Genomic DNA, 26,055 nt, shown 5'->3' on the forward strand with positions numbered 1-26,055 from the left:
AGCGCCTCACGGGTTGAAACGGGTCTCGTCGAGCCACGCGCCGAGCGTGCTGTCGGGCGCCTTGGTCAGGTCCTTGCGGATCGCGCCGGCCAGGCGCGCGCGTCCCTCCAGCCGCGCCCGCAGGGGACCGATGAGCCGGGCGGGGGCGGCGATCACCACGCCCTCCAGGCCGCGGAGGCGGCAGACCTCGGCGGCCCGGTCGGCGACCTCGCCGATGAAAGCCTCCTTGGCGGGCCGGACGTAATCCTCCCGCCCCACGGCGGCGCGGGCCGGCGTCATGCTGGAGAAGGATCGGGCGGGGGGCGAGGCGCGAAGCTCCTCGCGCAGGGTCTTCAGGCGCGCGGCGCCGTCGATCTCCTCGAAGGTGACGTAGCGCGGCGGATCGTTGCGGCGCTCCACCAGCCGCGCCCGGCCGCCATCGGTGATGAGGAAGAGCGCCTTGCCGGGGCTGACCATCTCGCGGGCCTCCATGGGACCAGGAAAGGCTAGGCCGTCGCCTCCGAAGGACATTGACCCCGATCAAGGTGGGCGCGCGGCGCTGCGCGAGCCTGTCGGCAGGAGAAGCTGATGACCCGCCACGCCGGCAACCGCGCCCCCGCTCGCGTCCCCAATCTGGCTGGGCGCCGCCCGATCGAGCTGCGCATCCGCGACATCGGCCAGCTCTTCCACAGCCTGGACCCGTTGCCCTACCGCGAGCGCGACCTGGACGAGCGGGTCGAGGCGTACGTCGTCGGCTGGGCCGGCGAGATGCCGCGCGCGCCGATGGAGATCATCGTCCACCTGCCGGCCGCCGAGGCCGAACGGGCCGAGGCGGCGCACGTCGGCGAGGCCATGCGCAACTACTTCGCCTACCGCGCCGAGATGATCGGCTGGGAGCTGCGGGACCTCTTCCGCGTCGGGCGGAGCTCGCTGGCCATCGGCCTGACGGTGCTCGTGGTGTGCGTGGCCGCCGGCCGGGCGCTAGGCGAGCTGATGGGGCCCGGCTACCTAGGGCGGGTGTTCGACGAGGGCCTGATCATCCTGGGGTGGGTGGCCAACTGGCGGCCGGTGGAGATCTTCCTCTACGACTGGCAGCCGCTGGCCAGGCGCCGGAAGCTGTACCGGGCGCTGGCGGCGGCCGAGGTCCGGCTCTCGGCGACGCCCTGACGGACCGCCTTGCGCCGGAGCCCCGCGGAGCGCAGCCTCGACCGGTCTCAAGCGGGGCGGCGGCGGGAGGTTCGGACCATGGGGTTCCGCAACCGGGTCGAGGCGGGCCAGGCGCTGTCTCGGGCTCTTCCTCAGGCGCTGGCCGGCTGTCGCGGACAGGACGTGGTGGTGCTCGCGCTGCCGCGCGGGGGCGTCCCCGTCGCCGCGGAGATCGCCCGCGCGCTGAAGGCGCCGCTGGACCTGGTGCTCGTGCGCAAGATCGGCGCGCCCTTCCAGGAGGAGCTGGCCATGGGCGCGGTGGCCGACGCGGGCGAGCCCGAGACGGTCCGCAACGAGGACGTCATCGCCGCCGTGGGCGTGGACGAGGCCGGCTTCGAGGCGGCCCGGGCGCGGGAGCTGGACGAGATGGAGCGCCGGCGGCGGCGCTACCTGAAGGACCGGCCGCGGGCCGAGGTGGTCGGCAAGGTGGCGATCGTCGTGGACGACGGGGTGGCGACGGGCGCCACGACGCGGGCGGCGCTGCGGGCCGTGCGGCGGCGGGGTCCGGCGAAGCTGATCCTGGCGACCCCGGTGGCGCCTGCCGAGCGGCTGCCCGAGCTGCGCGCCGAGGCCGACGAGGTGGTCTGCCTGGAAGACCTGCGCTGGGGCGCGATCGGCCTCTGCTACGACGACTTCCGCCAGGTGGAGGACGAGACGGTGGTGGAACTCCTCGCGGAATTCCCGCCGTCCCGGCCGCCGGCCTAGCTGGGAAGGCCTGCCGAGCCGTCGTCGGGTTCGACGGCGCCCGGCGGCAGGACGATGCGGTTGGTGACCGAGGCGACGCCCGGCAGGGTCCAGGCCAGGCGCTCGGCGGCGTCGCGGTCGAACCAGCCCGTCGCCGTGCCCGACAGCGTCAGGGCACCGTCCGCCTCCTCGATGACGATGCCGCCGGCGTCTACGTCGTGCGTCTCGAGCAGGATCCGCAGCTGGGTCCGCAGGTCGCCCACCGGCGCGGCCACATGCAGGTGGTTGCGCACGTCCAGCACCTCGGGGAGGCGCAGCAGCTCCTGCTCGATCACCGTGCGCCGCATCTCGTCCTGCACCGCGCCGGTGAGGGTCACGACGCCGCCGGCCACGCTCGCGGCCACCGGCGCGCCGTCGCTCAGCCGCTCGACGGCCTGCGCCACGGCCTCCTGAAGGGCCTTGTCGTCCATGGGATGCCTCGCAAACTGGAAGCCCCAGGCTGCGCCGCCGGGCGCTGGACGCATTGCGCCGCGTCAAACCCCCGGCCGCGGCGATACCGGAAGGTGCAGGCGTGCCTGCCGACACAGAGACCCGCGCCGACCCCGGCCTGGCCGCGAAGGTCGACTTCCTGAGCCGTCCGGCCGCCTATGCCGAGGGACCGGCGCAGGTGAGCCGGCGCGAGACCCACATGTCCTGGGTCTTCTTCCTGGACGGGACGGTCTACAAGCTGAAGAAGCCGGTCCGCTTCCCCTACCTCGACTTCTCCACCCTCGCGCGGCGCGAGGCGGCCTGCCGCGCCGAGGTCGCGCTGAACCAGCGCCTGGCGCCGGGGATCTACCGCGGCGTCGTCCCGCTGGTGCTGCGGGACGGCCGCCTGGCGCTGGGGGGCGAGGGGCCGGTGGTCGACTGGCTGGTGCGGATGGACAGGTTCGACCAGGCCCGCACGCTGGAGGCGCGGTTGCTGGCGGATGGGATCGCGGACGGCGAGGCCGACGCCCTGGCCGACGCGCTGGCCAGGTTCTACCGCACCACGCGCCGGATCCCGACGCAGCCTGCGGCCTATCTGAAGCGCATCGGGGACGCGCTGGCCTATCACCGCCGGGTGCTGCTGGAGCCCCGGCTGGGACTGCCGGCGGGACAGGTGCGCCATGTGCTGGCGGTGCAGCACCGGTTCCTGCGGGTGCGGGGCGGCCTGCTCGCCGCGCGCGCCGGGCGGGGCCGCATCCTGGACGCCCACGGCGACCTGCGGCCCGAGCACATCTGGCTGGGGCCGCCGATCAAGATCATCGACCGGCTGGAGTTCAGCGCCGAGCTGCGCGCGGTGGACCCGCTGGACGAGCTGGCCTTCCTGGACCTGGAGATGGAGCGCCTGGGCGCGGCGGCGGCGGGCGCCCGGGTCCGCCGGCGGGCGGTCGCGCGGCTGGGCGAGCGGGCGGCGCCCGAGCTGCACCTGTTCTACCGCTGCCACCGGGCCACGCTGCGCGCGCGGCTGGCCATCGCCCATCTGCTGGAGCCGAACCCGCGCACCCCCGAGAAATGGCCGCGGCAGGCGAGGGCCTACCTGGCGCTCGCGGCCCGCGACGCCCGCCAGTTGGAGCGGCGGCTCAGAACACCATCAGGTCGGTAAGCGCCTCATCGCAGGCCAGCCGCCGGATCGCCTCGGCCAGCAGCGGCGCGCTGGCGAGCGCCTCGACCTTGGCCTGCAGCGGCGATCCGGCGATGCGGGACGGCGGCGCGGCGTCGGCGACCACGATGCGCTCCACCGCCGGGTCGGCCAGGACCTCGGCGGCGCCCGGCATGAAGAGGCCGTGGGCGGCCAGCGCCACGACGCGCCGGGCGCCCGCGGCCCGGGCCGAGCGGGCGGCGCGGGCGATGGTGCCGCCGGTGCTGATCAGGTCGTCCACGACGAAGACGGCGGCGTCCCGGACGTCGCCCACCAGCAGGTCGCCGGTGACCACGCCGCCGCTGCGGTGCTTGTCGGCGAATGCCTTGCCGACCGGGCGGCCGAGGCGGGCCTCCAGCGCCTGGCGGAACAGCTCGGCGCGCTTGGCCCCGCCCGGGTCGGGCGAGAGCACGCAGACCGGGCCGTCGGCGAGGCCGGCCGCCAGATCCAGGAACAGCGGCGCGGCCGACAGCGCGATCGCCCGCCGGCGGAAGGCGTTCTCGAACGCGGCCGGGTTGTGGACCTCCAGCGCGACGACCGCATCGGTCCCCACCGCCTCGAACAGCGACGCCACATAGCGGACGGTGACGGGGTCGAACGGCTTGGTGCGCACGTCCTTGCGCGCATAGCAGAGGTAGGGCGCGACGGCGGTCACCCGCGCCGCGCCCGCGTCCTTCAGAGCGCCGATGAAGAACAGCAGGCGGCAGAGCTTGTCGTTGGCGCTCTGGTCCGGGCCGCCGTGCAGGCTCTGGATCACGTAGCAGTCGGCGCCGGCGACGGACTCCAGCGGCCGGGCCTTGTGTTCGCCGTCCTCGAATTCGCGCTCCTCGTGCGGCGTGAGGGGCCGGCCCGCGGCGCTGGCGATCGCCGCGCCGAGCTCGGCCGTGGCGTTCAGCGCGAACAGGCGCACGGTCGACGGAAGGCCGCTCATGGCCTGAGCTCTTCAGCGCGTGAGAACCGCACGTCGGCCTCGCCCAGCCGCCGCCGCGCCTCGGCCTCGGAGCCGTCCACGTCGAGGGCCCGGCAGGCGTCCTCGACGACGACCGCCTCGAACCCGGCGGCCCGGGCGTCCTCGGTCGACCAGAGGACGCAGAAATCGAAGGCGAGGCCGGCGAGGAAGACCCGCGTCACGCCGCGGTCCTTCAGGTAGCCGGCGAGGCCCGTGACGGTGCGGCGGTCGTTCTCGCGGAAGGCGGAATAGGAGTCGACGCGCGGGTCGGCGCCCTTGCGCAGGATCATGTCGGCGCGCACGGCGTCGAGGCCGGAATGGAAGGCCGCCCCGGGGGTACCCTGGACGCAGTGATCGGGCCAGAGCACCTGCAGCCCGTAGTCGAGCTGGGCGGTCTCCATTGGCCGGCGGCCGGGGTGCGCCGAGGCGAACGAGCCGTGGCCGGGCGGATGCCAGTCCTGGGTCAGCACCACGGTCGCGAAGCCGCCCATCAGGCGGTTGATCGGGGCGACCACCTCGTCTCCGCGCGGCACGGCCAGGGCACCGCCGGGACAGAAGTCGTTCTGCACGTCGATCACGATCAGGGCGTCGGTGGGGGCGATGGGGATCATGACGGCTGGACCTGCTTGGCGAGCCGGCGGTCCACTTCGGCGGCGAGGCGCGTCAGGGGCTCGGCGATCCGCACCGGATAGTCGTGGGGCTCCAGCGCCCGGAGGGGCTCGGGCAGGGCGGCGAGCTCGCGGGCGGCGCGGGCGCGGATCTCGGGCAGCGAGGGCGGCGGCCCCGTCCGCCGTCCCTGACGCATGACAGGCTGCAGCAGGGGCTCGCCCAGCGGGCGGTCGTGCAGGGTGGAGACGACGTCGCCGCGCATCCGGCCGCGCGCGTCGACGCTGCGCCAGACCTGCTTGCGGCCGGGCCAGGTGGCCTTGCCGGTCGAGAGCTTGCGGCGCGGGACGCCGGCGTATTCCTGGAGCTTGTAGGCGCAGTCGAGGCCGGGCGCGTCGGACGAGGTGGTCAGGCTGGTGCCCACCCCGAAGCCGTCGATCGGGGCCCCCGCGCGGACGAGCGCCTGCAGGTCGCCCTCGTCCAGGCCGCCGCTGGCGAAGATGGTGATGTCGGAGAGGCCGCCCGCGTCGAGGATCCCCCGGACGCTGCGCGACAGCGCCAGCAGGTCGCCGCTGTCCAGCCGCACGCCCCGGACCTTCACGCCGGCGGCGGCGAGGCGCGGGGCCAGCGCCACGACCTTCCGCGCGGCCGCTTCGGTGTCGTAGGTGTCGATCAGCAGGGTGAGGCCCTCCGGACGCGAGCGGGCGAAGGCCTCGAAGGCCGCCGTCTCGTCCTCGAACGCCTGGACGAACGAATGGGCCATGGTGCCGAAGAGGGGGATGTCCCACAGCATCCCCGCCAGCGTCGTGGCGGTGCCGGTGAAGCCGGCGAGGTAGCTGGCGCGGGCGGCGAAGAGGCCGGCCTCCGAGCCATGGGCGCGCCGCAGGCCGAAGTCCACCAGCGTGCGGCCGGGCGCGGCCAGCACCATCCGCGCCGCCTTGGAGGCGACCAGCGACTGGAAGTGCAGGATGTTGATCAGCCGGGTCTCGACCAGTTGGGCGACCGGCAGGGGCGCGACCACCCGCAGGATCGGCTCGTCGCGGAAGAACACCGCGCCTTCCGGCATGGCGTCCACGTCGCCGCTGAAGCGCAGCTCGGCGAACCAGTCCAGCACCCGGCGGCTGAAGCGGCCCGATCGCTCCAGCCAGTCGAGCTCGGCGGGCGAGGGGGCCAGGGCCTCCAGGAAGCCGAGGGCCTGCTCCAGTCCCGCGGCCATCAGGAAGCCCCGGGAGGGCGGCAGCCGGCGGACAAAGAACTCGAACACCGCCGGCTCGGTGAACCCGTGGTCGAGATAGGCCTCCAGCATGTTGAGCTGGTAGAGGTCGGTGAGCAGCGGGCTGGCGGCCGGGTCGGGCCGGACGGGCGGCGGGTCGGTCATGGGCGTCCCCTCGGACCGGCGCGGCGCGTCAGGGCGCCTCGATCTCGTTGATGACGTCGTCCACGCCGAGGATGCGCCAGGCTTCCTCCTCGGCCGCGTCGCGGGCGTCCTTCGAACGGACCTTGCCGGTCAGCCGCACGGCGTCGCCGAACACGCCGACCTTCACCTGGGTGTCGTCGAACAGGGGGTGGCCGTCGAGGGCGGCGCGCACCGCCTCCTCCAGCTCGTCGGGACCGTCCTCCTCGGGCGGCTCGACCGCCAGGCCGTCGACCACGTCGCGGACGCCCGCGACCCGCCAGGCGATGGCGCCCGCCAGGCGCTTGCGCACCAGGCTGGGGACCGCGCCGTCCAGGGTCACGACGCCGTCCTGCACGGCGACGCCCAGGCCGGCGTCCGGCGCGCCCGGCACGACCGCAAGGTCCGAGAAGCGCGGATCGAGGCGCAGCAGCTCGAGCACCCGGTCGCGGATCTCGTCGTCCGACATCGGCAGCGCCGGACGCACGTGCAGCCGGTCGATCAGCCCCGGCGCGTTCGAGGCGATGGCCGCCAGCCGCAACGTCTTCTTCTTGGCGGCGACGGTGCGGGCCTCGCCCTCCACGACGAGGACGCCGTCGGGCTCGAACGCCAGGCGGTCCAGGCGCAGGTCGGCCGGCGGGACGGCGCGGCGAAGCGTGGCGCGGGTGATCTCGATGCGCCGGGCGAGTTCAGGCGGGCTGGCGGTCTCGGTGCTGGTCAAGGCGGGCCTCCTGCGTTTCAGGCCGAACTCTGTCTCCGCACGACGAGCCATGAAACGCGCGAGACGGCGGACCGGCCTTGACGCCGATCAAGCGCCGGCGGCCGTCAGAGACTCGTCACGGACCCGTAGCTTGGCCGTTACAGGCCGCTGCTACCCGCCCCGCATTGGCCGAACGTCGGTCGAGGGGCGATCATGAAGAACAGACTTTGGGCCGGCGCTGGCGCGCTGGCGCTTGCGCAGGCCATCGCGTGGCAGGCGCATGCCGAGGAGACGGCGGCCGCGCCGTCGGCGGTCGAGGAGATCGTGGTGCTGGGCCGGGGCGAAGCCCGCCAGGTGCAGACGGTGAGCGGCGAGGAGCTGTCGCTGGAGGCGCCGGGGGCCAGTCCGCTGAAGCTGGTGGACAAGCTGCCGAACGTGAACCTGCAGGCGGCCGATCCCTTCGGCTCGTACGAGTGGGCGGCGCGGATCTCGATCCGCAGCTTCAACCAGAGCCAGCTGGGCTTCACGCTGGACGACGTGCCGCTGGGCGACATGACCTACGGCAACCACAACGGCCTGCACATCAGCCGCGCGATCGCCGGCGAGAACGTGGGCGGGGTGGAGCTGGCCCAGGGCGCGGGCGCGCTCGACACGGCCTCGGCGAACAACCTGGGCGGCTCGCTGAAGTACGTCTCGCGCGCCCCGTCGGCCGAGTTCGGCGGCCAGGTCGCGGGCACGGCGGGCAGCGACTCCACCTACCGCGGCTTCGTACGGCTGGAGACCGGCGAGACGCCGACCGGCCTGCGTAGCTACGTCAGCTATTCCTACAACACCGCCGACAAGTGGAAGGGCGACGGCAAGCAGAAGCACCAGCAGGTGAACTTCAAGGCCGTCCAGCCGGTGGGCGAGGGCTCGCTGAGCGGCTGGCTGAACTGGTCGAAGCGTCGCGAGAACGACTACCAGGACATGTCGCTGGCCATGCTGGAGCGGCTGGGCCGGAACTGGGACAACATCTCGGGCGACTGGGACCTGATCGTGCGGATCGCCGAGATCGCCAACAACCGCGGCGACACGGGCGTGACGCCCCAGCGACCGCAGCTGGGGGTGACCTATCCGGCGCCGGTCATCTCGGTGGATGACGCCTACTACAACGCCGCGGGCCTGCGGGACGACCTGGTGGGCGCGGTGACCCTGGACCTGCCGGCCGGCGAGGCGTTCAAGGTGCGCGCGACGGTCTACGGCCACAACGACGAGGGGCAGGGCCTCTGGGGCACGCCGTACGTCCCCTCGCCCAACTACGCCGCCGCCGCGGCCACGACGGACAACGCGCCGATCTCGATCCGCACGACCGAGTACGACCTGCAGCGCTACGGCTTCGTGGGCTCGGCGACGCTGGCGCTCGGCGCCCACTCGGTCAACGCCGGGGTCTGGTACGAGGACAACGAGTTCAACCAGGCGCGCCGCTACTACGGCCTGAACCTGGCCGCGCCGCAGCGCAGCTTCCTGGACATGCAGTCGAACCCGTTCCGGACCGACTGGGAGTACGACTTCTCGACCACCACCTGGCAGTTCCACCTGCAGGACTCCTGGCGGGTGACCGAGCAGCTGACGGTCAACGCCGGCTTCAAGGCCCTGTCGGTGGAGAACGAGGGCCGCACCGTCTTCGCCCGCACGGCCTCGCTGGAGAAGAACGGGACCATCAAGGCCGAGAAGGGCTTCCTGCCGCAGGCCGGCGTCCGCTACGAGCTGACCCCGGACAGCGAGCTGTTCGCCGCCTATTCGCGCAACATGCGGGCGTTCCCGAGCTCGGGCACCTCGGGGCCGTTCTCCTCGACCCAGGCGGGCTTCGAGGCGATCCGCGAGGACCTGAAGCCCGAGATCTCCGACACCTTCGAGGCGGGCTGGCGCTTCCGCACGGCCGGCTTCCAGGGCGTGCTGGCCGCCTACCACGTGAAGTTCAAGGACCGGCTGTTCGCCGTGCCCGTGGGCTCGGGCATCGTCGGCAATCCCTCGGCGCTGTCGAACGTCGGCGGCGTCACGGCCAAGGGCTTCGAGGCGGTCGGCTCCTGGGCGTTCGCGCGCGACTGGTCGCTGTTCGGCTCGTACGCCTACAACGACAGCACCTATGACGACGACACCGTGGACGGGAACGGGGCGGTGGTCGCCCGCACGGCCGGCAAGACCACGGTCGACACGCCCAAGCACCTGCTGAAGGGCGAGCTGGCCTACGACGACGGCGCGGTCTTCGGGCGGGTCTCGGTCTCGCACCTGTCGAAGCGCTACTTCACCTACGAGAACGACCAGAGCGTTCCGTCGCAGACGGTGGCGGAGCTGGCCGTGGGCTACCGCTTCTCGGGCTCGCCGCTGCTGGAGGGCCTGGAGGCGCAGGTGAACGTCACGAACCTGTTCGACGAGGACTACATCTCGACGATCAACTCCAACGGCTTCCCGCTGCGCGGCGACAGCCAGACCCTGCTGCCGGGCGCGCCGCGCCAGGTGTTCGTGACCCTGCGCAAGACGTTCTGACTTCCCCCCAAGCGACTGCGGAGGGCCCCGCCCCCACTCCGGGGCCCTCCGGTTTTTTCGCACGCGGCTCTTCCCGTACGGGCCCGCGCAAGCTCTGCAACACAGCTGTCATGCTTCTGTCGGGCCGTTGTCATCGGCCCCTCCTAGAACCCCGCCTGGGCAGGCGGGCGGCTCGGGTCCGGGGGAACGGATCCAGCATCACAGGTCTCGCGTGCGCCGCCAGAACCACGGTGGAGAACACGATGACCGGCGTCACCAAGCTGAAAACCCTTCTTGTCATGTCGCTCAGCGCGCTCGCCCTGGGGGCCTGCGGCGGCGGCGGCGCCGACAACGTCGCCTCGCCCGGCGAAGGCGCCTTCCCGCCCGGCAGCGGCGGCGGCACGGGCGGCGGCACGACCAACCCGCCCCCCGGCCAGGCGGCGGCGGACTGCCCGACCGGTTTCGCCAACGTCGGCACCGTGGCGAACGGCACGCTGCGCGCCTGCCAGCTGCCGTCCAAGATCGTCGGCAACCTGGTGGTCCCGGCCCGGGCCGGCACGGTCTACGCCATCAGCGGGCGGGTGGACGTGGGCGACGACCGCGGCGCCGATCCGAACAATCCGGTCGCGGGCGCCCAGCAGGGCATCCTGACCATCGAGCCGGGCGTCACGCTCTTCGGCTCGGGCGGCCTCGACTACATCAACGTCCAGCGCGGCAACCAGATCTTCGCCGAAGGCACCGCCTCGAACCCGATCATCTTCACCAGCCGCTCGAACATCGACGGCAACTCGGGCGCCGACCTGATCGGCCAGTGGGGCGGCATCGTGATCGCCGGCCGCGCGCCGATCGCCTCGTGCCCGGCCGGCACGACCCCGCCGAACATCAACTGCGTGGCCACCTTCGAGGGCGGCGTCTCGCTCTACGGCGGCGCCAGCCCGACCGACAACTCGGGCCGCCTGCGCTACGTCCAGGTCCGCTACCCCGGCTTCGAGATCCAGCCGAACCGAGAGCTGAACGGCATCACCCTGCTGGGCGTCGGCTCGGGCACCACCATCGACCACGTCCAGGTGCACAACAGCTCGGACGACGGCATCGAGTTCTTCGGCGGCACGGTGAACCTGAAGCACGTGGTGATCACCGGCGCCGACGACGACAGCCTGGACACCGACGAGGGCTGGCGCGGCGGCGTGCAGTACCTGATCGTCCGCCAGCGGGCGAACGGCGGCGACCGCGGCTTCGAACAGAGCTCGGCCGGCGTGCAGGCCTCGCTGAACTCGCAGCCGAAGTTCGCCAACTACACCGTGATCGGCTCGGGCCGGACCGGGGCGGGCGACCTGCAGGTGCTGAACACCGGCACGGGCGGGCGCTTCATCAACGGCGTGCACGCCTCGGCCAACAGCGCCGTGGCCTGTGTGGACGTGGACGACACCTCGACCCAGGCGGCGGCGCCGCGGTGGGACTCGGTGGTGCTGGCCTGCGCCACCGCCTTCCGGAACGACAGCGGCGTCGACGGCGCGGCCGCGGCGGCGCTGTTCGACGCCGGCGCCAACAACAGCTCGACCCACGTCTCGACGCTGAACGGCTTCGTCAACGGCGCGAACGAGGCCGCCCGGACCGCCACCGATCCGAAGGCGATCTACGCGTTCTTCGACACCACCAACTACATCGGCGCCGTTCGGGACGCGAACGACACCTGGTGGCAGGGCTGGACCTGCGGCCTGGCCGCCGGCAGCAGCTGCTGATCACGCGGGGCGGGGCCTCGCGGCCCCGCCTCCTCCGCGTCCGACGAACTCCAGAGGCGATCCTGACATGACCAAGCTCCACCGCCCGCTCGCCGGGCTGCTGCTCTGCACCACCGCGCTGATGGCGCCCGGCCTGGTCCAGGCCCAGACCTCCGGCCAGGAGGTCGAGGAGATCGTGGTCCGGGGCAAGTACATCCCCGAGGTCATGCGCGAGACCTCCGAGGTGGCCTCGATCGTCACCCCCGAGGACCTGGTCCGGCAGGGCGACGACACGGCGGCCGCGGCCCTGACGCGCCTCGCCGGCCTGAGCGTCGTAAGCGGCCGGTTCGTCTACGTGCGGGGCCTCGGCGAGCGCTACTCCTCGGCCCTGCTGAACGGCTCGCCGCTGCCCAGCCCCGAGCCGCTGCAGCGGGTCGTCCCGCTGGACCTCTTCCCGTCGAACGTGCTGGCGGGCGTCAACGTCCAGAAGACCTATTCCCCGAACCTGCCGGGCGAGTTCGGCGGCGGCCTGATCGACCTTCGCACCATCGACACGCCCGACGATCCGTTCGTCTCCCTGGGCTTCAGCGTCGGGATGAACGACGAGACCACGCTGAAGCGCGGGCTCACCTACTACGGCGGCGACAGCGACCGGCTGGGGATCGACGACGGCACGCGCGAGCTGCCCGCCGCCATCCGCCGCGGCATCGAGACCGGAAAGCGGATCGACGCGGCCAACTTCGGCTCGGACGAGCTGACGCGGATGGGCCGCAGCTTCCAGAACGCCAACATCAACCTGCTGCAGTCGACCAACGACGTGCCCTTCAACGGCAGCGTCGACTTCGCCGCCGGCACGTCCTTCGCCATGGACTGGGGCACGCTGGGCGTGGTGACGGTGCTGGGCTACGACTCCGGCTGGTCCACCCGCGACGCCATCCAGCAGGAGGGCGTGGTCAACCTGGACGGCCTGGCGGTGCAGGAGGACCTGCGCTCGTTCTCGACCCAGAACGACGTCGTCATCAACGGCCTGACCAGCGTCGCGCTGGAGCTCGACCACCACACCTTCAAGTGGACCAACTTCTACGTCCGCAACGTGACCAAGGAGACCCGCTCGGTCGAAGGCGAGAGCGCCCGGGCCTCGAACTACATCCGCGACGACTGGACGAGCTGGTACCAGCGCGAGCTGATCGACACCCAGCTGACCGGCGCGCACCGCTTCGGCGACCTGGAGATCGACTGGCGCGGCTCGTACGCCCGCACCGAGCGCGAGGTGCCCTACGAGCGACAGGTCCGCTATCGCCGGGTGGACGACGTGTTCCTGCACAACCCGCAGTCCGACGCCAACTTCATCCGGTTCAGCGAGCTGGAGGACAAGGCCGCCGGCGCCGGGGTGGACGTGCGCTACCGCCTGGCGAACGACTACGTCGCCGACCTGACCCTCTCGGCGGGCTACGCGTGGTACGACAACGAGCGGTTCTCGGACAGCCGGGCCTTCCGGTTCACGATGAACTCGACGCCCTCCGTCGCCTTCCAGATGCAGCGCGTCGACTTCCTCTACTCGGACTTCAACATCGGCCCCGACGGGCTGATCCTGCGCGAGGTGACAGGCTCGGACGGCGCGGCCGCCTACGAGGCCAGCCTCACGACCCATGCCGGCTACGTGCAGGCCGAGGGCGAGATCTTCCCGGCGGTCCGCGCCACGGTCGGCGCCCGCTACGAGAGCGGCAAGCAGTTCGTCCGCGCGATCGACCTCTTCGCGACGACGCAGGACGCGGGGCACGAGCTGGAGAACGACTACCTGCTGCCCGCCGCGACGGTGACCTGGAACTTCGCCGAGGACCAGCAGCTGCGCTTCGGCGCCTCGAAGACCATCGCCCGGCCGCAGTTCCGCGAGCAGGCGCCGCAGCTCTACCTCGACCCCGAGTCGGACCGCACCTTCATCGGCAACCCGTTCCTTGAGGACAGCGAGCTGATCAACCTGGACGCCCGCTACGAGCGCTACTTCGACCGCGGCCAGTTCGCGACGGCGGGGGTCTTCTACAAACAGATCGACCGGCCGATCGAATCCGTCGTGAACGAGTCCGGCTCGGGCCTGCAGCAGAGCTTCCTGAACGCGCCGGAGGCGGTGCTCTACGGCTTCGAGGCCGAGTTCAAGAAGTTCTTCGAGCCGCAGATCGACATCGCGGGCCTGGCCGGCCTGCGCTGGCTGGTGTCGGCCAACTACACCTACACCAAGGCCGAGGTGAAGGTGGACGAGGGCGACGTGGTCTATCCGCGGACCAATCTCGGCCAGCCCGCGCCCGCGGCCAACTTCGTGATCGACGGCAGCCCGCTGCAGGGCCAGTCCAAGCACCTGGCCAACGTGCAGGTCGGCTTCGAGACCGAGGACGGCATGACCCAGGCGACCCTGCTCGCCAATTACGCCAGCAAGCGGGTCACCGCCCGCGGCCAGGCGGGCGCGCCGGACTTCGTGCAGGAGCCGGGCGTGATGCTCGACTTCACCTTCCGCCACCGCTTCGAGCTGTGGGCGCAGGAGTTCACCTTCGGCGTCGAGGCGCGCAACCTGCTGGGCGAGGAGTTCGACGAATACCAGAAGCGCAACGGCGACGAGATCAAGCTCAACAACTACGAGCTGGGCCGCAGCGTCTCGGTGAGCCTCTCGGCCCGCTTCTGAAGGTGAGCGCGGGCGGTTGCGGCGCCTCGCCGCGGCCGCCCGGGCGACCCCGAGGCGCGCTGTCACCTTAGCTTCATCCAAGCGTCACGGGAACGTCGGCGTCGTCGGCCAAGAGTCCCGCCGTCCCGCCCCGGAATGGGCGGTCACGGGGGATGCGTTGAAGCCCACACTCCAGGCCCTGGGCGCGGTTCGGCCGCGCACCGTCCTGACAGCGGTCGAGATCGCGCTGGCGGCCGGCCTGGCCGTGCAGGCCGCGCGCCTCACCTGGGCGCTGGCGACGCCCACCGGTCCGCTGGGACCGCCCGTCGCCTCGAAGCCCGCGACCACGTCCCGAGGAGACCTTCGGGCGGACCTTTCGATCCTGGCGCAGTTCGACCCCTTCTTCCGGCTCCCGGCGGGCGCCGCGCCCGCGGACGGGGCCCCCGCCGCGTCCGGCGGCCTCACCCTCTACGGCGTGCGCGCGCTGGCGGGCGGCCGCGGCTCGGCCATCCTGGGCTCGGAGGGACAGCAGCGGGCCTACGAGGTCGGCCAGGAGGTCGAGCCGGGGCTGGTGCTCACCGCCGTCGCCGCCGACCACGTGATCCTCAGTCGCGGCGGGAGCCGGCAGCGGGTGGGCTTCCCCAGGCCCGCGCCCGGCGCGGCGGTCCTGCCGATGCAGGCGCCCGTCGTGGCCCCGGCCACCCTCGACGGCGGGGCGGTGAACGTCGAGCGGCTGCTGGAGCAGACCACGCTTCTGCCGCGCCTGCGGGACGGCCAGCCGGCCGGCTACCAGGTGATCCCCCGCGGACCGGGCGATGCGCTGCGCGCCGCCGGCCTGCAGCGCGGCGATGTCCTGCTGGCCGTCGACGGCGTGGTGCTCACGCCCGAGCGGGTCAGCCAGCTCCGTGAGGAGCTCTCCCAAGGCTCCGGCGCCGAGCTGCGCTTCGAACGGAACGGCCAGATCATGACCACCCGCATCCGGACCACCGCCCCGTGAGCGCCCATCCCGTGAGACGACTCCTCGCCGCCGGACTGCTCGCCAGCGCGATGACCGCGACCCTGCCGCCGCCGGCGCTCGCCCAGGCCCAGGCGCAAACCCAGGGCCAGACCCAGGCGCTGAACCTGCAGGACGCCGACATCCGGGTGTTCATCCAGGACGTGGCGCGCGCCACCGGCCGGACCTTCATCATCGACCCTCGGGTGCAGGGAAAGGTCTCGGTGGCGAGCCAGGAGCCGCTGTCCCGGGCCGAGCTGTTCGACGTGCTGATGTCGACGCTGCGGGCCAATGGCCTGGTGGCGATCCCGGCGGGGTCGGGCGCCTACCGCATCGCGCCGGAAGAGGGCGCCGCCGCCCAGCCCGCGACGCTCGGCGCCGAGGCGGGCTACGGCTTTGCGACCCAGGTGTTCCGGCTGCGCAACCTGGACGCGGCGTCGGCGGCCGAGACCCTGAAGCCGCTGGTCGGCCGGCAGGGCGCGATCCAGGCCATCCCCCGCGGCAACATGCTGGTGGTGGCCGACTACGGCGACAACCTGCGCCGGATCCGCAGCCTGCTGTCGCAGATCGACCAGGACCGCGGGATCACCGAAACGGTGACGCTGAAATCCAGTTCGGCCCGCGAGATCGCCGGGGTGCTGAACGATCTCCTGAAGGCGCCGGGGGCGGATCCGGCGGCGCGCAACGGCGTCGTCTCGATCATCGTCGTGGACAGCAGCAACTCGATCATCCTGCGCGGCGAGCCGGACGCAGTGCGCCCGCTGCTGGCCCTGGTGGCCGACCTCGACCGGCGGGCCGAGAGCGCCGGCGACGTGCGCGTGGTGCAGCTCCAGCACGCCAACGCCGAGCAGCTCGTGCCCGTGCTGCAGCAGCTGGTCGGACAGACGCCCAGCCCGTCCGCCGGGCCCGCTGCGACCCGCCGCGGCGAGGCGCCGGCGTCCCCTGAGCCCGCGGCGACCCCCACGGCCGCCGGCCAGGCCCGGGCCAACATCGCGCGCTATCCCGGCGCCAACGCCATCGTCATCGCCGCCGACCCCGAGACCCAGCGGATGCTGGCCGAGGTGATCCGCCAGCTGGACGTGCGCCGTCGGCAGGTGCTGGTGGAGGCCATCGTCGTCGAGGTGTCGGACGAGGCGGCCAAGCGGCTGGGCGTGCAGTTCGCCCTGGCCGGGATCAACGGCTCGGCGATCCCGTTCACGGCCACCAGCTATTCCAACAGCGCCCCGAACCTGCCGGCGGTCATCGGGGCGGTGGCGGCCGAGAAGAATCTGCCGGACGACGATGCGACCAAGGCCCTGCTGCGGGACGCGGCCGTCCGCTCGCTGCTGGCGGCCAACGGCGCGCTGATCGGCGGCGGCGGCCAGATCGGCGACGACGCCCTGTTCGGCCTGGTGATCAACGCCGTGAAGTCCGACACGGCCTCGAACCTGCTCTCGACGCCGTCGGTGATGACCCTCGACAACCAGCCGGCGACGATTCTGGTGGGCCAGGAGGTGCCGATCACCACGGGCGAGAGCCTGGGCGCCAACAACGAGAACCCGTTCCGCACCATCGCCCGCCAGAACGTCGGCGTGCAGCTCGAGGTGACGCCCCAGATCAACGCGGGCGGGACGATCACCCTGTTCCTGCGCCAGGAGGTTTCGGCGGTGGCCGGGCCGATCAGCGCCAACTTCACCGAGCTGGTGCTGAACAAGCGCGAGATCGAGACCACCGTGAACGTCGACGACGGCGAGATCATCGTCCTGGGCGGCCTGCTCAGCCAGGACGAGCGCGCCTCGGTGGAGAAGACGCCGGTGCTGGGCGACATCCCCGGCCTGGGGGCGCTGTTCCGCGGCACCAACAAGGCGAAGACCAAGACCAACCTGATGGTCTTCATCCGGCCGAAGATCGTGGGCGACGCGGCGGGCGCGCGGGCCGTCACCGGGCCCAAGTACGAGTACATCCGCGGCCAGCAGACGGCCGCCGACCCGCGCCGCCAGAGCGAGCTGGAGGCCCTGGTGCGGGAGTACCTGCGGGCCGAGCCGCCGACCTCGGCGCCCCTGCCGGCGGGGCCGAAATGACCGCCGTCCCGCGCCTGGCTTACGCCTTCGCCAAGACGCACGGCGTGCTGCTGCTCGACCTGGGCGAGACGGCCGTGGTGGGCCTGCGCGAAGGGGCCGATCCGCTCGCGCTGGTGGAGGCCCGGCGGGCCCTGCGCGCGCCGCTGCGGGTCGAGCCGATGGGGCGGGCCGAGTTCGAGCGGCGGCTCTCGGAAGCCTATGCGGGCGAAGGTCTGGCCGCGCCGGCCGACGACTTCGACCTGCCGGGCGGGCTGGACAGCCTGGCCGACGAGATCCCCGCCGCCGCCGACCTGCTGGACGCGCAGGACGATGCGCCCGTGATCCGGCTGATCAACGGCCTGATCGCCGAGGCGGTCCGCCAGGGCGCCTCGGACGTCCACATCGAGCCCTTCGAGGCCGCGCTGGTCGTGCGGCTGCGGGTGGATGGCGTGCTGAAGGAGGTGCTGAGCCTCTCCCCCCGGATCGCGCCCCTGCTGGTCAGCCGGGTGAAGGTGATGGCCAGGCTCGACATCGCCGAGAAGCGAGTCCCGCAGGACGGCCGCATCTCGCTGGCGCTGGGGGGCCGCTCGCTGGACGTGCGGGTCTCGACCCTGCCGGCGCGGGCGGGCGAGCGGGTGGTGATGCGCATCCTCGACCAGGACCAGGCGCGGCTGGGCCTGGAGGACCTGGGCATGTCGCCGCGGGCGCTGGAGGTGTTCCGCGCCGCGCTCGCCGAGCCCAACGGCGTGATCCTGGTCACCGGCCCGACCGGCTCGGGCAAGACCACGACGCTCTATGCCGGCCTGACGCTGCTGAACGACGCCACCCGCAACATCCTCACCATCGAGGACCCGGTGGAGTACGCGATCCAGGGCCTCGGCCAGACGCAGGTGAACGCCAAGGTCGGCATGACCTTCGCCGCCGGCCTGCGGGCCATCCTGCGGCAGGACCCGGACGTGGTCATGGTGGGCGAGATCCGCGACGTGGAGACGGCCCAGATCGCGGTGCAGGCCAGCCTCACCGGCCACCTGGTGCTGTCCACCGTCCACACCAACGACGCCGCGGGGGCGATCACCCGCCTGCGGGACGTGGGGGTCGAGCCGTTCCTGCTGGCCTCCACCGTCCGCGCCATCGTCGCCCAGCGGCTGGTGCGCCGGCTCTGCCCCGACTGCCGCCGGCCGCATGCGGCCGACGCGGTGACCGCCCGGCGGGTCGGGGTGGCGCGCGGCCATGTGCTGTTCCGCCCCGGGGGCTGCCCGGCGTGCGGGAACACCGGCTACGTCGGCCGGGTCGGGATCTACGAGGCGTTGCGCGTGGACGAGCGCATCCGCCGGCTGATCGCCGAGGACGCGGGCGAGGACGCCATCGCGCGGGCCGCGTTCCCGGGCGGCGGCACGCTGCAGGCCGAGGCCCGGCGCTACGTGGCCGAGGGGATCACCTCGGTCGAGGAGGCGATCCGGGTCAGCCGCCAGGAAGGCGCCGAGCATGCCGGCGTTTGAATATGTCGCCCTCGACGGCGGCGGGCGCGCCCGCCGCGGCCTCGTCCAGGCGGCCAGCGAGCGCGCGGCCCGCGACCAGCTTCAGGGCCGCAGGCTCACGCCCCTGAAGCTGGCCCCGGCGGCGGAGCGGACGGGCCTGCGCCAGCGGCTGCTGCCCGACCGGGTGGGGCCGCGCCAGCTCGCCCTCGTCACCCGCCAGCTCGCCACCCTGATCGCGGTCGCCCCGCTGGAAGAGGCCCTGCGGACCCTGGCCCTGCAGGCCGAGCGTCCGGGCGTCCGCCGCGTGCTGCTGGCCACCCACGCCGCCGTGCTGGAGGGCTATCGGCTGTCGGACGCGATGGCGCGCCAGGGCGAGGCGTTCCCCCGGCTCTACCGGGCGATGGTGGCGGCGGGCGAGAGCTCGGGCGCGCTGCCCGAGATCCTGGAGCGGCTGGCCGACCTGCTGGAGCGGGACGAGGCCGCGCGCAGCCGGCTGCTGGTCGCGCTGATCTATCCCATGGCGCTGGCCGCCACGGCGCTCGCGGTGATCGCCGCGCTGATCGCGTTCGTGGTGCCGAAGGTGGTCGAGCAGTTCGACAGCATGGGCCAGCGGCTGCCCTGGCTGACCCGGGCGATCATCGGCCTGTCGGACGCGGTGCGAGACTGGGGCTGGCTGATCCTGGTGCTGGCCGTGCTGGCGGCCGCCGGCGCCGTCCAGGCGCTGCGCCGGCCGGACCTGCGGCTGAGGTTCGACGCCGCGCTCCTGAAGGCGCCCCTCCTGGGGCGGCTGATCCGGGACCTGCACGCCGCCCGGCTCGCCCGCACGCTGTCGACCATGATCGCCAGCGGCGTGCCGGTGCTGGAGGGCCTGCTGCTGACCGCCCCCACCGTGCACAACCGCGCCCAGCGGGCGGCGGTGGCCGAGATGGCCACCGTCGTGCGCGAGGGCGGCAGCCTGTCGGGCGCCATGCGCAGGGCCGGGCTGTTCCCGCCGATCCTCGTCTACATGGCCGCCAGCGGCGAGAACGCCGGCCGGGTGGACGTCATGCTGGGCCGCGCCGCCGAGTACCTGGAGCGCGAGTTCAACGCCGTGGTCGCCGTGGCGCTGAGCCTGCTCGAGCCGGCCATCATCATCGTCATGGGCCTGATCGTGACCGTGATCGTGCTCTCGATCCTCCTGCCCATCCTGCAGATCAACACCCTCGCCTACCGCTGAAGAGACCCGCGATGACCGACTCCGTCCAGGACCAGACCCGCCCGCGCCCGCGCCGCCGCCGCGCCGAGGCCGGCTTCACCCTCGTCGAGGTGATGGTGGTGATCGTCATCATCGGCCTGCTGGCCACGGTGGTGATGATCAACGTCCTGCCCAGCCAGGACCGGGCCATGAAGGAGAAGGCCCGCGCCGACGTGGCCGTGCTGGAGCAGGCGGTGGAGACCTTCCGGCTGGAGAACCTCTCGTTCCCGACGAGCGAGCAGGGCCTGCAGGCGCTGGTCAGCCCGCCGCCGGGCCTGTCGCGTCCGGACCGCTACCGCGACGGCGGCTACGTGCGCCGCCTGCCGCAGGACCCCTGGGGCAACCCCTACCAGTACCGCTATCCCGGCGAGCACGGACGCTTCGACGTCTGGTCGTTCGGGGCCGACGGCCGACAGGGCGGCGAGGGCGATGACGCCGACATCGGCAACTGGAGCTAGGCGGCCAGGCCACCTCCGGGCCGAGCGCGGCTTCTCGCTGGTCGAGATGATGGTCGCGCTGGCGGTCCTGGGGCTGCTCACGGGGGCGATCCTGATGACCCTGCCCGATCCCGGCCCCCGCCTGTCCGACGAGGCCGAGCGCCTGGCCGCGCGGCTGGAGCACGCCCGCGAGGAGGCGCTGGCGACCAACCGTCCGGTGGAGGTGGCGATCGCGCCCGACGGCTACCGCTTCCGGGTGCTGCGCAAGGGCGCCTGGACGGCGCTGGACGAGGGGCCGTTCGCGCCCCGGGCATGGCCCGAAGGGCTGACCGTCAGCGTGGCGGCGGCGGATGGCCGCGAGGCTGTCCGCTTCGACGTCACCGGCGCGGCCGGGCCCACCGAGATCCGACTGTCGAACGGGACGCGCAGCGTGCGCGTCGTGGTGGACGCTGCGGGCGAGAGCCAGATCCATGCCGGCGCGCGCTGAACAGGGCTTCACCCTGCTGGAGATGCTGGTCGCCATGGCGGTGCTGAGCCTCGGCGCGCTCGCCCTGCTGAACCTCGCCGGGGAGAACACGCGGACGGCGGGGGCGCTGGAGCAGCGCTTCTTCGCCTCTGTGGTGGCCGAGAACCGGGCCGTCGAGGCCCTGACGGCGCCCGCCCCGCCGGCGCTGGGCGAGGAGCGCGGGGCCGACCGGGCGGGACGCGAGACCTGGCGCTGGACACGGCGGGTGAGCGCGGCGGGGGAGGGGATGCTGCGGGTGGACGTCCGCGTCGCAGGTCCCGGCGACCGCACGGCGGGCGAGGTCACCGCCTTCCGGGGGCCGCCATGAAGGGCTTCACCCTTGTCGAGATGATGGTCGCGCTGCTGATCTTCGGCCTGGTCGCGGCGGCGGGCGTCGCGATCATGCGTTTCAGCGTCGACAACCAGCAGGTCGTCCGCGCCCACACGCACCGGCTGGCCGAGCTGCAGCGCGCGCGGGCGATGCTGAAGGCCGACCTCGCCCAGGCGGCGCAGCGGCCGGTGCGCGATGCGGCCGGCCGGCCGGCCCTGCGCAGCTTCTCGGGCGGCGAGCAGCGGACGGGCGGGCCCCTCCTGGCGCTGGTCCGGCGCGGCTGGGACAATCCCGACGCCGATCCGCGCGCCTCGCTGCAGACGGTCGAGTACCGGCTGAACGGCGGCCGGCTGGAACGCCGCGCGCGGCCGGCCCTGGACGGCGCCGAGCTCGGCCCGCCGCAGGTCCTGCTGAGCGGGGTGCGGGACGCCCGGGTGGCGTTCCTCGTCCGCGGACAGTGGATCGAGGCCCTGCCGAACGGGCCGCGCCAGCCGCTGCCCCAGGCGGTGCGCCTGGACCTGACGCTGGAGGACTACGGCGAGCTCTCGCAGCTCTTCCTGGTGACGGGAGAGCCGGCATGAGGCGGCGGAGTGAGGAGCGGGGCGTGGCGCTGCTGTCGGTGCTGCTGCTGGTGGCGGTGATGTCGGTGATGGCGGTGACGGTGCTGGACGAGATCCGCTTCGGCGTACGCCGTGCGGCCAACGCCGAGGCGGTCGGGCAGGCGCGCTGGTACGCCCTGGGGGCCGAGGCCCTGGCGCGCTCGCGCATCGGCGCCCTCGTCCGCTCGGACGCGGTCCTGACGGGCTGGAGCGGGCGGGCCGTCAGCTACCCGGTCGAGGGCGGGCTGATCCAGGCGCGCCTGACCGACGCCGGCAACTGCCTCAACCTCAACAGCCTGGTGCAGGGGCCGCCCGAAGGGCTGCGCCGCAGCGACGCGGGCGTCGAGCAGTTCCTGGCCCTGGCGCAGGCGCTGGGCCTCGCCCCCCGCGAGGCCGAAATGCTGGCCGCGGCCCTGGTGGACTGGATGGACGCCGATCCCCTGCGCGAGAGCGGCGGCGCCGAGGACGAGGCCTATGACGGCTACCGCACGGGCGGAACGCTGCTGGCCGAGCCCAGCGAGCTGCGGGCGATCCAGGGCTTCACGCCGCAGGTCTACGCTCGCCTGCGGCCCTACGTCTGCGCGCTGCCGACGGCGGACCCCGCTGCGATCAACATCAACACCCTGACCGAGGACCAGGCGCCCCTGCTGGCCATGCTGGCGCGCGAGCCGCTGTCGGCGGCGGCGGCGCGGCGGGTGATCGCGGCCCGGCCCGCGACGGGCTGGGCCGAGGTGGCCGACTTCGCCGCGCTGCCGGCGGTGCAGGCGGCGGACATCGATACCGGGCGACTGAGCGTGCGTCCGCGCTACTTCGGCCTGCAGACCGAGGTGACGTTCGGCGAGGCCGAGGCCTTCGCCAGCGCGCTCATGGAAACGGATTCCGCCGGCCGGGTGCGGCTCGCGGCGCGGCGATGGGGACCCGAGGAATGAGACGCACACGCCTGGTCTTCGCGCCGAGTGATCCGCAGGCGCCGCCCGCCTATCTGCTGCTGGACGCGTTCGGCGAGGTGGTCGGCCGCGGCGAGCAGCCGCTGCGGGCCGAGGCCCCGGCCGCACCGACCACGGTCGTGCTGGTGGTCCCGGGCGTGGAGGCGACCGCCCGCTGGCTGCGCCTGCCGGCCCGCGGCGAGGCCCAGGCCCGCGCCGCCGCGGCCCTGCTGCTGGAGGGCGAGCAGGCGTTGGAGGACGAGCCCGTCCACCTGGCGCTCGGGCCGCTCGAGGCGGACGGCTGCCGGCTGGCGGTCACCGTCGCCCGCTCACGGATGCAGGGGTGGCTGGACCTCGCTCGCCTGCACGGGATCTCGCCCGACGTGGTCGCGCCGGACTGCCTGCTCCTTCCCGAGCCCGAGGGCGAGCGGCCGGTGGCGGCGCGGATCGGCGGGGCGCTGGCGGTGCGCGGGCGGCGGCTGGCCTTCGCCTGCGATCCCGACCTCGCGCCGGTCCTGCTGCAGGACCGCGATCCCGAGCTGGCCTCGGACGCCGAGGCGGTCGAGCGGCTGCTGGCGCAGGGCGCCGGCCGGCCGGCGATCAACCTGCTGCAGGGCGAGTTCGCTCCCGCCGACGGGCGGCGGATCGCCCCGCGCGACCTGCGCCGGGCGGGCGTGCTCGCCGCGCTGCTGCTGGCGAGCCCCATGGCGCTGGAGGGCGCCGAGGCGCTGCGGCTGTCGTTCGCCGCCGACAGGGCCGAGGCCGCCGCGCGGCAGGACGCCGCCGCGGTCCTGCCGAAGGGGACCGTGGTGCGCGATCCGGCGGCCCAGGTCGCCGCCCGGCTGGAGCGCCTGGAGCTGGCGGCCGGCGGCGGGCCCGCCGGTCTCGCGGCCCGGCTGTTCGCGGCGCTGTCCGGGATCGAGGGCGCCCAGGTGGAAAGCCTGATCGTCTCGCCCGACGGCGCCCTGCGCGCCTCCATCACCCACGCCAACTACTCAGACATGGAGCTGCTGGGCGGGGCGCTGCGCGGGGACGGGATCGCCTTCAAGGAGGAGGGGACCCGCGACGAGGCCGGAGGGATCGTGAGCGAAGTGATGCTGGGGGTGCGCCGATGATCGCTTCACCGGTGATCGCCTGGTGGGAGGCGCGCACGCGCCGCGAGCAGGTCCTGCTGGCCGTCCTGGCGGCGGGGCTGGGGCTCTTCATCCTGTGGTTCGGCGTCCACCGGCCGCTCGCCCAGGCGCGGGCGGACGCCGCGCTGCGCTACGACCGGGCGCTGCGGGACGAGGCCGTAGTGCGCGCGGCCGCCCTCGGCATCCGGGCGCTGGAGCGCGGGGCGCCGGCCCCCAAGGCGGCGGCCTCGCCGGCCGAGGCGGTGAGCGCGTCGGCCGCCGCCGCGGGCCTCACCTTGGGCCGGGTCGAGCCCGACCCCGGCGGCGGGGTGCGGGTGGCGGTCGGCGGCGTCTCGCCTGGGCAGCTCTTCCCATGGCTCGCGGCCCTTCAGCAGGACTACGGCGTGACGCCGGCGCACCTTGCGGTCGTCAAGGACGCGCAGGGGACGCTGTCGGCGGACGCCACCTTCGGCGGGACCGGACGCTGATGGGTCGGATCCTCACGGCCGGGGCCCTGGTCTTTCTGGCGGCCCTCGTCCTGCTGGCGCCGCTGAGGGTGGCGCTGGGCTGGATGGACCTGGACAGCCTGTCGGCCCGACGCGCGGAGGGGACCATCTGGTCCGGCCGGCTGACGGCGGCGAGCTGGAGAGGGCTCGGACTTGGCGATCCGCAGGTCGGCCTCGATCCGCTGCGCGGCGGCGTTCGGGTGCGGGCGGACGGGGAGGTGCGCGGAACCGCCGTGCTGCGGCCGGGCGGCCTGGCCGACGCCGACGCCGTGCTGCCCCTGGCGCGGATCGCGCCGGGCCTGCCGCTGCGAGGCGAGCTGGCCCTGGCGGACGCCGATGTCCGGATGGACGCGGGGCGGTGCGGGTCGGCCCGCGGGCGGGTCGAGGTGCGGGGCGCCCGGTTCGGCCCCGCGGCCGTAACCCTGGCCGGGCCGCTGGCGTGCCGGGAGGGGCGGCTGGTCGCGCCGCTCGCGGGCGAGGCGGCGGGCGTGGTCGTCGAGGTGACGCTGAGCCTCGACGGGGCGGGCCGCTATGAGGCGGTCACGCGGCTGCGGGCGACCGATCCGGCCGTGCTGGCGGCGGCGGGCGCGGCGGGGTTCGAGCGGGGGCTGGACGGCTTCGCCCGCACCGACCGCGGCGTCCTGCGCTAGATCCGGCCGATCGGTCCGTAGAGCCAGGCGAGCCAGACGCCGAGCGCGAGGGCGACGCCGAACGGCAGCTCGCGGGTGCGGGCCACGGGCCGTCCCGCAAAGGCGAGGACGGCGACGGCGGAGAGGCCCGCCAGCGCCGCCCAGACGAGGATGGTGGGCAGGGCCGCCCAGCCGGCCCAGGCGCCCCCGCCGGCCAGCAGCACGGCGTCGCCGCCGCCCAGCCCCTCCCGGCCGCGGAGCCGGCGGTAGGCGGCCGCGAGGCCCGCGAGCGCGATCCACCCGAGCCCGGCGCCGGCCGCGCGCGCGGCAAGCTCGTCCGGGCCCAGCGCCGCCGCCGCCAGCAGCCCGGTGGCGATCAGCGAGAGGGTGGCCGGCAGGGGCAGCCACAGGTGCTCGGCGTCGAGAACGGCGAGCAGCAGGAGCTGCCAGGCCAGCAGGGCGCCCAGGACGCCCGCAGCGCCCGGGTGGGCCGCCTGCGCCCAGACGGCGAGCGCCGGGGCGGCGAGCGCGAAGGCCGCCAGACGCCGCGGCGTCGGCGCCTCATCGCCCGCGCGGGCCGAGAGCCGGGCCAGGAGGAGGCCGACGGGGATCCCCAGCGCGACGGCCGCGAGGCCCAGCAGGTTCACGCCTGGTCGCCGATCGCGGCCCAGACCTCGTTGGGCGAGACCTGGAACAGCAGGCCGATCGAGCGCAGGGACGCGCCCTCGCGGTAGAGCTTGCGGGCGTAGTCGACCTGGTACTTCGAGAGGGCGTTGCGGCTGCCGCTGTTGAAGCGGGAGCCGGCGCCCGGCGGAGTGCGGCTGGGCCTGCGGCTCTCGTGCTCCGCCAGCAGGGAGAGCACCTTCAGCACGTTCTGCTCCGGCTTCAGCGCCTCGCCCTCGGCGCGGTCGCCGACGATGCGCAGGCTCACGCCCACCTCGAGGAAGTTGCGGATGAGCTGGGCCAGCTCGCCGGTGGAGCGCTGGAAGACGTCCAGGCTGTGCACCAGCACCTCGTCGCCGGGCTTCAGGCCGAAGAGCAGGCGGGCCAGGCGACGCTGGGCCTCCGGTGTCGGCTGCCCCTCCTGGAGGACCACGTCGCAGGCGGCCCCGTCGAGGAGTCGTCGCTGGACCGCAGGCGGGGGCAGGCTCGGGCTCTCCCGGACGACGCCATAGCGCACTGCTGGCCTTCCCCCCTCGATCCGCA

General features: G+C 73.7%; 26 protein-coding genes. 18 read left to right on the top strand and 8 right to left on the bottom strand.

What is annotated here, in order from left to right; translation table 11 throughout:
* Positions 1-6: 6 nt before the first annotated feature.
* Positions 7-471 (bottom strand): host attachment protein, encoded by a 465-nt coding sequence (locus PHZ_RS03470; RefSeq protein ID WP_236611865.1) that lies wholly within the window; start codon positions 469-471, stop codon positions 7-9.
* A 96-nt stretch (positions 472-567) separates the two neighbouring features.
* Between PHZ_RS03470 and PHZ_RS03475 the strand changes: the two genes are divergently transcribed.
* The gene (locus PHZ_RS03475) at positions 568-1,146 is read left to right on the top strand and encodes a hypothetical protein (protein ID WP_012521204.1); all 579 of its coding nucleotides are present in this window, start codon (positions 568-570) and stop codon (positions 1,144-1,146) included.
* Between the two features lie 78 nt (positions 1,147-1,224).
* Complete coding sequence (locus PHZ_RS03480) at positions 1,225-1,890, top strand: phosphoribosyltransferase (protein ID WP_012521205.1); 666 nt, start codon at positions 1,225-1,227, stop codon at positions 1,888-1,890.
* Here the strand turns inward: PHZ_RS03480 and PHZ_RS03485 are convergent.
* A complete protein-coding gene (locus PHZ_RS03485; RefSeq protein WP_041373098.1) occupies positions 1,887-2,339 on the bottom strand; it encodes a BON domain-containing protein in 453 nt (150 codons plus the stop codon). The genes PHZ_RS03480 and PHZ_RS03485 overlap by 4 nt on opposite strands.
* Before the next feature lie 101 nt (positions 2,340-2,440).
* On the opposite strand from PHZ_RS03485, the gene PHZ_RS03490 reads away from it, so the two are divergent.
* Complete coding sequence (locus PHZ_RS03490; protein ID WP_041373099.1) at positions 2,441-3,496, top strand: hypothetical protein; 1,056 nt, start codon at positions 2,441-2,443, stop codon at positions 3,494-3,496.
* Here PHZ_RS03490 and PHZ_RS03495 read toward each other — a convergent pair.
* Genes PHZ_RS03495 through PHZ_RS03510 form a run of 4 tightly spaced genes read right to left on the bottom strand, consistent with a single transcriptional unit; the run spans position 3,474 to position 7,201 of the window.
* A complete protein-coding gene (locus tag PHZ_RS03495) occupies positions 3,474-4,463 on the bottom strand; it encodes a ribose-phosphate diphosphokinase (RefSeq protein WP_012521208.1) in 990 nt (329 codons plus the stop codon). The two genes, PHZ_RS03490 and PHZ_RS03495, sit on opposite strands and share 23 nt — an antisense overlap.
* Complete coding sequence (gene pncA, locus PHZ_RS03500) at positions 4,460-5,092, bottom strand: bifunctional nicotinamidase/pyrazinamidase (RefSeq protein ID WP_012521209.1); 633 nt, start codon at positions 5,090-5,092, stop codon at positions 4,460-4,462. Before pncA ends, PHZ_RS03495 begins: the two co-directional genes overlap by 4 nt.
* Positions 5,089-6,465, bottom strand: a complete 1,377-nt coding sequence (locus tag PHZ_RS03505; protein ID WP_012521210.1) for a nicotinate phosphoribosyltransferase — start codon at positions 6,463-6,465, stop codon at positions 5,089-5,091. Before PHZ_RS03505 ends, pncA begins: the two co-directional genes overlap by 4 nt.
* A gap of 28 nt (positions 6,466-6,493) precedes the next feature.
* On the bottom strand, positions 6,494-7,201 hold the full coding sequence (locus PHZ_RS03510) for a BON domain-containing protein (RefSeq protein ID WP_041373100.1): 708 nt from the start codon (positions 7,199-7,201) through the stop codon (positions 6,494-6,496).
* A gap of 192 nt (positions 7,202-7,393) precedes the next feature.
* Here PHZ_RS03510 and PHZ_RS03515 point away from each other — a divergent pair, with 192 nt between their 5' ends.
* The 15 genes from PHZ_RS03515 to gspN all read left to right on the top strand — a co-directional run bounded on the left by PHZ_RS03515 (position 7,394) and on the right by gspN (position 24,870).
* On the top strand, positions 7,394-9,706 hold the full coding sequence (locus tag PHZ_RS03515) for a TonB-dependent receptor (RefSeq protein ID WP_012521212.1): 2,313 nt from the start codon (positions 7,394-7,396) through the stop codon (positions 9,704-9,706).
* Positions 9,707-9,948: 242 nt separating this feature from the next.
* A complete protein-coding gene (locus PHZ_RS03520) occupies positions 9,949-11,427 on the top strand; it encodes a hypothetical protein (RefSeq protein ID WP_012521213.1) in 1,479 nt (492 codons plus the stop codon).
* A gap of 67 nt (positions 11,428-11,494) precedes the next feature.
* Positions 11,495-14,080 carry a TonB-dependent receptor domain-containing protein gene (locus PHZ_RS03525; RefSeq protein WP_012521214.1) on the top strand — a complete coding sequence of 862 codons (2,586 nt, stop codon included), beginning with the start codon at positions 11,495-11,497 and terminating at the stop codon, positions 14,078-14,080.
* A gap of 157 nt (positions 14,081-14,237) precedes the next feature.
* Complete coding sequence (locus tag PHZ_RS03530) at positions 14,238-15,056, top strand: type II secretion system protein N (RefSeq protein WP_049758123.1); 819 nt, start codon at positions 14,238-14,240, stop codon at positions 15,054-15,056.
* An 11-nt stretch (positions 15,057-15,067) separates the two neighbouring features.
* Positions 15,068-17,113 (top strand): type II secretion system secretin GspD, encoded by a 2,046-nt coding sequence (gene gspD / locus PHZ_RS03535; protein ID WP_041373852.1) that lies wholly within the window; start codon positions 15,068-15,070, stop codon positions 17,111-17,113.
* On the top strand, positions 17,110-18,591 hold the full coding sequence (gene gspE / locus PHZ_RS03540; protein ID WP_012521217.1) for a type II secretion system ATPase GspE: 1,482 nt from the start codon (positions 17,110-17,112) through the stop codon (positions 18,589-18,591). The genes gspD and gspE overlap by 4 nt, the downstream gene beginning before the upstream one ends.
* On the top strand, positions 18,578-19,786 hold the full coding sequence (gene gspF, locus PHZ_RS03545; protein WP_012521218.1) for a type II secretion system inner membrane protein GspF: 1,209 nt from the start codon (positions 18,578-18,580) through the stop codon (positions 19,784-19,786). The genes gspE and gspF overlap by 14 nt, the downstream gene beginning before the upstream one ends.
* 11 nt (positions 19,787-19,797) lie before the next feature.
* On the top strand, positions 19,798-20,262 hold the full coding sequence (gspG, locus tag PHZ_RS03550) for a type II secretion system major pseudopilin GspG (RefSeq protein ID WP_012521219.1): 465 nt from the start codon (positions 19,798-19,800) through the stop codon (positions 20,260-20,262).
* A complete protein-coding gene (locus PHZ_RS03555; RefSeq protein ID WP_012521220.1) occupies positions 20,234-20,728 on the top strand; it encodes a GspH/FimT family pseudopilin in 495 nt (164 codons plus the stop codon). Before gspG ends, PHZ_RS03555 begins: the two co-directional genes overlap by 29 nt.
* Complete coding sequence (gene gspI, locus PHZ_RS03560; protein ID WP_012521221.1) at positions 20,712-21,074, top strand: type II secretion system minor pseudopilin GspI; 363 nt, start codon at positions 20,712-20,714, stop codon at positions 21,072-21,074. The genes PHZ_RS03555 and gspI overlap by 17 nt, the downstream gene beginning before the upstream one ends.
* On the top strand, positions 21,071-21,658 hold the full coding sequence (gene gspJ / locus PHZ_RS03565) for a type II secretion system minor pseudopilin GspJ (protein ID WP_012521222.1): 588 nt from the start codon (positions 21,071-21,073) through the stop codon (positions 21,656-21,658). Before gspI ends, gspJ begins: the two co-directional genes overlap by 4 nt.
* Positions 21,655-22,605 (top strand): type II secretion system minor pseudopilin GspK, encoded by a 951-nt coding sequence (gene gspK, locus PHZ_RS03570; protein WP_012521223.1) that lies wholly within the window; start codon positions 21,655-21,657, stop codon positions 22,603-22,605. Before gspJ ends, gspK begins: the two co-directional genes overlap by 4 nt.
* Positions 22,602-23,717, top strand: coding sequence for a type II secretion system protein GspL (gene gspL / locus PHZ_RS03575; protein ID WP_049758125.1), 1,116 nt, complete (start codon positions 22,602-22,604; stop codon positions 23,715-23,717). Before gspK ends, gspL begins: the two co-directional genes overlap by 4 nt.
* On the top strand, positions 23,714-24,202 hold the full coding sequence (gene gspM, locus PHZ_RS21465) for a type II secretion system protein GspM (protein ID WP_049758126.1): 489 nt from the start codon (positions 23,714-23,716) through the stop codon (positions 24,200-24,202). Before gspL ends, gspM begins: the two co-directional genes overlap by 4 nt.
* On the top strand, positions 24,202-24,870 hold the full coding sequence (gspN, locus tag PHZ_RS03585) for a type II secretion system protein N (RefSeq protein WP_041373102.1): 669 nt from the start codon (positions 24,202-24,204) through the stop codon (positions 24,868-24,870). Before gspM ends, gspN begins: the two co-directional genes overlap by 1 nt.
* On the opposite strand, the gene PHZ_RS03590 is transcribed toward gspN, so the two are convergent.
* On the bottom strand, positions 24,867-25,496 hold the full coding sequence (locus PHZ_RS03590; protein WP_012521226.1) for a prepilin peptidase: 630 nt from the start codon (positions 25,494-25,496) through the stop codon (positions 24,867-24,869). The two genes, gspN and PHZ_RS03590, sit on opposite strands and share 4 nt — an antisense overlap.
* Positions 25,493-26,029: a recombinase family protein gene (locus PHZ_RS03595; RefSeq protein ID WP_012521227.1), complete on the bottom strand. Its 537-nt coding sequence runs from the start codon at positions 26,027-26,029 to the stop codon at positions 25,493-25,495. Before PHZ_RS03595 ends, PHZ_RS03590 begins: the two co-directional genes overlap by 4 nt.
* Positions 26,030-26,055 lie beyond the last annotated feature (26 nt).

The sequence above is a fragment of the Phenylobacterium zucineum HLK1 genome (assembly GCF_000017265.1).
Classification (GTDB): Bacteria; Pseudomonadota; Alphaproteobacteria; order Caulobacterales; family Caulobacteraceae; genus Phenylobacterium; species Phenylobacterium zucineum.